We start from the raw sequence: 3,962 nt of genomic DNA on the forward strand, positions 1-3,962 counted from the left end.
GTACAGAGATCGGCCGAGGTCACCCCTGACGGCGCCGCCCAGGTAGCTGACGTACTGCGACCACAGGCTCTGGTCCAGGCCCCACTGGTGGCGCAGTGAGTCGACCGCCGCCTGGTTCGCCTTGTCGCCCAGCGCTGCTCGGGCCGGGTCGCCCGGCGACAGGCGCATCAGCACGAACGAGATGGTGATGACGCCCAACACCACCGGGACTGCCAGCAGGAGGCGGCGGGTCAGCCAGCGTGTCATGTGTTTCTCTCCCCGAGTCGCCCATCCACCACGGGTGAGCGGGCTTGTCCGGCACTGGGGACGCAATCCTTCGTCACGGCTGGAGCGACACGTTCTTGAGGAAGTAGTTGCCGGTCGCGCCGGGGTGGAAGCCCTGCAGCTTCTTGGAGTACGAGTAGACGGAGGGGGCGTAGTAGAGCGGCACGTACGGGGCCTGGTCGAGGATGATCTCCTGCATCCTGTCGTACGACTTCTTCCGAGAGGCTTGGTTCTCGTCCGAGCTGGCTGCGTCCGCCAGTTTGGTGAGCTCGTCGCTCTTGAAGGACGTGTAGAGCAAATTCGACCCGCCTGCGTTCGTGCCGGCAAAGCGCGCGATCTCGTCGGGATCGCTGACGTCGGTGGTGTAAAGACCCAGGGTCATGTCGTAGTTGCCCGCCTTCTTCGCGTCGCGCAGGGCGGAGGGGTCCAGTGTCTGCAGCGTCACCTGGATGCCGATCTTGGCCAGATTGGCCTGGATGAGCTGGGCAGTGCTGTTGCTGTTCTGGTTGCCCGCGGCGGTCACGAGCGTCGTCTTGAAGCCGTTGGGGTAGGCCGACTTCGCCAGGGTGGCCTTGGCAGCGGCGACGTCGAAGGTCGGTCCTGCGGCTGTGGAGTGTCCCCACGTCGCAGGTGAGAGGAACGTCGTGGCGATCTGGCCGTTTCCGAACAGCACGGCAGACCGAATCGCCTCCTTGTCGATGGCCTGCGCGATCGCCCGACGGACATTGACGTCGTCCAGGGGCTTTTTGCTGGTGTTCATGCCGAAGTAGTCCACCTCGCTGGAGGGGAACGGGTCGACCTTCACCGACGGCTGTGCCTGCAGACCCTTGATCGTCGAGTACGGCGGGTACTCGTTGATCTGGCTCTGGCCGCCAGCGAGCTGCGTCGAGCGGGTGTTGCTGTCGGCGACCACCGTGAAGGTCACCGAGTCGAGCTTGGGCTTTCCCGAGTCCCAGTACTTGGGGTTCTTCACCAGCTTGAGCTCGCTGCCCTTCGTCCAGTGGTCGAAGACGAAAGGACCGGAACCGATGGGCGCGGCCCCGAACTGCTCGGCGGACTTGCCGCCGTAGTTGTTCGGAACAATGGAGTTGGCAAACAGAGCCATGGTCGACGGCAGGGGCGACCAGGGCACCTTGGTGCTGAAGACGATGGTCTTGGCGTCGGGCGTCTTGATGTCACTGATGACGGCGTCGAGGAAGTAGAACGGCGCATCCTGCTTGCGGTTCTGGTCGATCGAGAACTTGACGTCGGCGGAGGTGACGGGCTGACCGTTGCTGAAGGTGGCCCCGTCCCGCAAGGTGAAGGTCCAACTCAGCTTGTCCGCCGACTGCACCCACTTCGTGGCGAGCGAGGGCTCGAGCTTCAAGCCATCCGCGGACGGCACGAGGAGGGTGTCGTAGATCTCCTCCATGGTCCAGATCGAGGCGTTGTCGGTCGGCACGGACGGGATGAGGCTGCTCGGCTCGTCGGCCCGCGCCATCACGAGGTCGCCGCCGGCCGGGGCCTCGGGACCGCCGGTGCCAGCGGGATCGCCGCTGCCGCCGGCTGCGGAGGAGCAGGCAGCCAGCGCGAGCAGGCCACCGATCGCGGGAATGCACAGGGCTTTACGGGAAGGCCGCACAGGGGTTCCTATCTCTCTGCGACCCCGGTCCCCAACCGTCCCTCGGACCAGCCGCCGGGGTCTGAATGCACCCTAGGACTGGGCTTCAACACGGAAATTGTCTACACCGACAATTCCGTGACCGGTAAATAGTTCAAGCGGACAGTTCCAGGTGCCAACGGGCGCCCCTACCGTGATCAGGGCTGCGACCGCCCGGTGACGGCGACGGAACGACACGAAACGCGAGGCGCCATGTCGAGTGAACACCAGTTGGTACCCGTGGAGCAGGAGCTCGATGCGCTCTTCGCCAGCTACCCGGCGGCCGGGCAGTCCAAGGGCCTGGTCTACGGCCTCGTCGGCCCTGAAGGGCTCCTGCACTCACGCGGGTTCGGCGTGGTCGACGACGACGGCCTGGTGCCGGACGCGGACACCGTCTTTCCGATTGCCTCCATGACGAAGAGCTTCGTGGCCTGTGCAGCCCTGGTCGCACGCGACCAAGGCATCCTCGACCTCGATGCGCCCATCAGCGACTTCTTCCCTGAGTTCCCTGGTGGCGGCACCCCTGACGATCCGTACGAACCGCCCACCCTGCGGATGCTGTTCAGCATGAGCGGTGGTCTCACCGAGGACAACTCATGGGTCGACCCGTTCATCGACGCTCCCATCGACGAGCTCCTCGTGCAGGTGTCGAAAGGGCTTCGGTACAGCAACGCCCCCGGTTCGGTGTACGAGTACTCCAACCTCGGATTCACCTTGGCGGGCCTGGCGGTGGGTCGTGCCGCCGGGCGGCCGATCGAGGAGTTCGTCCGCGACGAGGTGCTCGTGCCGCTGGGGCTCACGTCGACGTGGTTCGACAACGCCGCTCCCGAAGCAGGCACGTTCGCCCGCGGTATCGGGTACTCGCTGGACTCAGCCGGTGCGTGGGTGCCCTTCCCGCCGGTCGCGTCTGGCGCGTTCGCCGCGGCGGGTGGCCTCCAGAGCTCGGTGCGCGACCTTGCACGCTGGGTGACGTGGCTCGGAGCCGCATTCCGCAGTCCCAACGGGACGGAGCATGCGGACGGTGCTCCTGAGGTTCTCAGCCGGGCGTCTCGCCGTGAGCTGCAGCGCCTTCACGCGCTCGACCTGCCCTCGATGACCGCCCAACCAGACGGCACGACGCGGATGATGGTCTCCGGCTACGCCCTGGGCCTCATGGTGCTGCAGGATCTGCACCGGGGCACTGTGGTCTCCCACGCCGGTGGACTGCCCGGGTTCACGCTCTATATGTGCTGGCACCGTGACTCAGGGCACGCCCTCGTCACTCTGACGAACAGTCACCGGGGCAATCCCGTCGCCTTGACCCGAGACGCGCTCTACTTGCTGTTGGACCGGCACGACACCGCCGCGAGGACCATCACCCTGTGGCCCGAGACGGTCGAGCTGCGGGCGAGCGCTGAGTCGCTCGTGCGTCAGTGGGATGACGGACTGGCTGCGCAGATCTTCGCCAAGAACATCGACTTCGACCGGCCCTTGGCCGAGCGCCGCCGGGCGATCGAGGAGATGGTGGAGCAGGTCGGACCGCTCGCCGCTCAGCGGCCCATGGCCGACGTCACGTCGGCCGCGACGCCCGCCGACGTGACCTGGACCATTCCCGGGGAGCGTGGCGAGCTCGTCTGCATGGTGCACCTCACGGCCGTCCAGCCGGCCCGCATCCAGGAGTTCGAGGTGAGGGCCGTGCCGTACGACCGTCCCCGCAGCGCGCGCCCGGACGACATTTCTGCCCGCCGCGCCGGCCTCGGCCGCCCGTCCCTCAACTCGCTGCCCAACGTGCGAGTGCTGCTGCCCACGACGTGAGGACTCTCGGAAGAGGCGCAACCGGGCACGGGCGAGCGCTGGCTGCTCCCCTGCCGACTAGCTGTACTCGGTCATGACGTTGGTGACAGACGGCTGACGGGTGGGAGTCCCTTGAGCGCGGTGTGGCGTCGTCGAGTGTTGTACTCCTGGAGCCAGGGGGCAAGGGCTGCGGATCGCTCGGCGTTGCTGGTGAAGACTTGCCGGTAGGCCCACTCGGTGGCCAGGGTTCGGTTGAACCGTTCCACCTTGCCGTTCTGCCACGGGC

At 66.6% G+C, this 3,962-nt stretch carries 3 protein-coding genes and 1 pseudogene; 1 reads left to right on the forward strand and 3 read right to left on the reverse strand.

All coding sequences use genetic code 11. From position 1 onward, the window contains the following. A pseudogene (locus AC1DP0_RS19200) lies at positions 1 to 246 on the reverse strand (glutathione ABC transporter permease GsiC); the annotation flags it as partial. A 73-nt stretch (positions 247 to 319) separates the two neighbouring features. After that, the gene (locus tag AC1DP0_RS19205; protein ID WP_478087601.1) at positions 320 to 1,885 is read right to left on the reverse strand and encodes an ABC transporter substrate-binding protein; all 1,566 of its coding nucleotides are present in this window, start codon (positions 1,883 to 1,885) and stop codon (positions 320 to 322) included. A 231-nt stretch (positions 1,886 to 2,116) separates the two neighbouring features. On the opposite strand from AC1DP0_RS19205, the gene AC1DP0_RS19210 reads away from it, so the two are divergent. Beyond that, positions 2,117 to 3,697, forward strand: a complete 1,581-nt coding sequence (locus AC1DP0_RS19210; RefSeq protein ID WP_478087603.1) for a serine hydrolase domain-containing protein — start codon at positions 2,117 to 2,119, stop codon at positions 3,695 to 3,697. 71 nt (positions 3,698 to 3,768) lie between these two features. Here AC1DP0_RS19210 and AC1DP0_RS19215 read toward each other — a convergent pair. Next, positions 3,769 to 3,962 (reverse strand): integrase core domain-containing protein (locus tag AC1DP0_RS19215; RefSeq protein ID WP_478087605.1); only part of this gene is annotated, 194 nt, incomplete at its 5' end.

This window comes from Terrabacter sp. P5_B1 (genome assembly GCF_056400505.1).

Excerpts from the sequence above, each read along its gene's own strand:
- AC1DP0_RS19210 (WP_478087603.1), top strand. The coding sequence starts at position 2,117 with ATGTCGAGTGAACACCAGTTGGTACCCGTGGAGCAGGAGCTCGATGCG.